At 70.6% G+C, this 2,174-nt stretch carries 1 protein-coding gene; it reads left to right on the top strand.

Going from position 1 to position 2,174, the window contains the following annotated elements; genetic code table 11:
* Window positions 1-2,174 (top strand): condensation domain-containing protein (locus tag ACF09K_RS34270; protein ID WP_392249253.1); only part of this gene is annotated, 2,174 nt, incomplete at both ends.

The raw sequence follows: 2,174 nt of genomic DNA, 5'->3' as shown, positions 1-2,174 counted from the left end.
ACCCCGACCGAACAGACCATCACCGACGTGTGGTCCGACGTCCTCGGCATCGACACCATCGGCATCCACGACAACTTCTTCGAACTCGGCGGACATTCACTGCTCGCGACGCAGGTGACGTCGCGTCTGCGTCAGCGGCTCGGCGTGGACGTCCCGGTGCGGACCCTCTTCACGTCGCCCACGGTGGCGACCCTGGCCGCGGCCGTGCGCGAGCTGGAGACGGCCGACGAGGCGCCGCTGGTTCCGGCCGACCGCGACAGCGGACCGCTGCCGTTGTCGTTCGCGCAGCAGCGGCTCTGGTTCCTGGATCAGCTGACGCCTGGCAGCGCCGAATACCTCGTGCCGTTCGGGCTGCGCGTGCGGGGCACGCTTGATGTCAGTGCCCTGGGAGCGGCGTTCACCGGCCTGGTCACCCGGCACGAGGTGCTGCGCACCCGGTTCGTGACGGACGGATCGGGCCGTCCCGCGCAGGTGGTGGAGGCCCCGTGGGTGGTCACTCCGGTGGTGCACGACGTCCGGGCCCTCCCGGCGGCCGACAGGGAGCAGGCGGCGTCGGACATCATGGCGACGGAGGCCCGAAGGCCGTTCGAGCTGGACGGCGGCCGGCTCCTGCGGGTGGACGTGGTGCGTGTCGCCGACGACGACCAGTATCTGCTGATCACGTTGCACCACATCGTGTCGGACGGCTGGTCGTCCGGGATCCTGGCGCGCGAGCTGCGTGAGCTGTACGCGGCCGCCGTCGCCGGACGTGAGGTGTCGCTGCCCGAACTCCCGGTCCAGTACGTGGACTTCGCCGTCTGGCAGCGGGAGCAGCTCAGCGGCGAGTTCCTGGAGGATCAGCTGGCGTACTGGCGCGAGCGCCTTACGGGAGTGGCGACCCTGGAGCTGCCGACCGACCACGGCCGGCCGGCCGAGAGGGAGGGCGCCGAGGGCGACACCGTGTACTTCTCGGTGCCGTCGGAGGTGGCGGAGGGGCTGCGGACGGCGGCGAGCGGGCAGGGCGCGAGTCTGTTCATGGCGCTGCTGGCGGTGTTCCAGATCGTCCTGGCCCGCTACTGCCGGCAGGACGACATCGCGGTCGGCACCCCGATCGCGGGCCGCAACCGGGCCGAGACCGAGGACCTGATCGGCTTCTTCGTCAACACCCTGGTCCTGCGCACGGACCTGTCCGGCGACCCGGCGTTCACCGAGCTGCTGGCCCGCGTCAAGGACACCGCGCTCGGCGCCTACGACCACCAGGACCTGCCCTTCGAACGCCTCGTCGATGAGCTGGCCCCCAACCGGGACCTGTCCCGCAACCCGCTCTTCCAGACCCTGTTCGTCTTCCAGAACACACCGGACGGCGACACGTGGAGCCTGCCCGGCCTGACGGTCGAGCAGATCGGTGTGGGCGGCCAGGACGCCAAGTTCGATCTCCAGCTGACCGCGACCGAGGCGGACGGCGAGCTGCTGGCGGCCCTGGAGTTCCGGACGGACCTGTTCGAGCGGGCGACGGTCGAGCGGTTGGCGGGCCACATCGCGACGCTGGCCGCGTCGGTGGCGGCCACGCCGGGGGCGCGTCTGTCCGACCTGAACATGCTGACGGTGGGGGAGCGGCGGGAGGTCCTGGTCGACTGGAACGGCGTGTCGGGTCCGTATCCGGACACGGCGACGATCCACCGGCTGATCGAGGAGCGGGTGGCCGCACATCCCGATGCGATCGCCGTGACGCAGGGCGACCACCGCTGGACCTACGCGGACATCAACGCCCGCGCGAACCGGCTCGCGCATCACCTGCGTGACACCGGGATCGGGCCGGACATGCTGATCGCCGTGTGCCTGGAGCGGTCGCCGGAGCTGATCGCGACGCTGCTGGGCATCCTGAAGGCGGGGGCGGCGTTCGTTCCCCTCGATCCGGAGTATCCCCTCGACCGGATCGCCTACATGGTCGAGGACACCGGCACGCCGTTGATCGTCACCAGTTCCGACCTCGCTCACCGGCTGCCGGGCACGGTCGAGCGTCTGCTGGTGGACACGCAGTGGCCGGCGGGTGCGGAGGGTGATCCGGTGCCGGTGGCGTCGCCGGACGATCTGGCGTACGTGATCTACACGTCGGGTTCGACGGGCCGGCCGAAGGGGGTGGCGCTGGAGCATCGGGGGGTGGTGAATTACCTGCACTGGTGCGACCGCAACTA

This window comes from Streptomyces sp. NPDC014882 (assembly GCF_043081325.1).
GTDB lineage: Bacteria > Actinomycetota > Actinomycetes > Streptomycetales > Streptomycetaceae > Streptomyces.
Note: the sequence above shows the minus strand (reverse complement) of the source record. Positions and strands in the feature narration are given on the sequence as shown.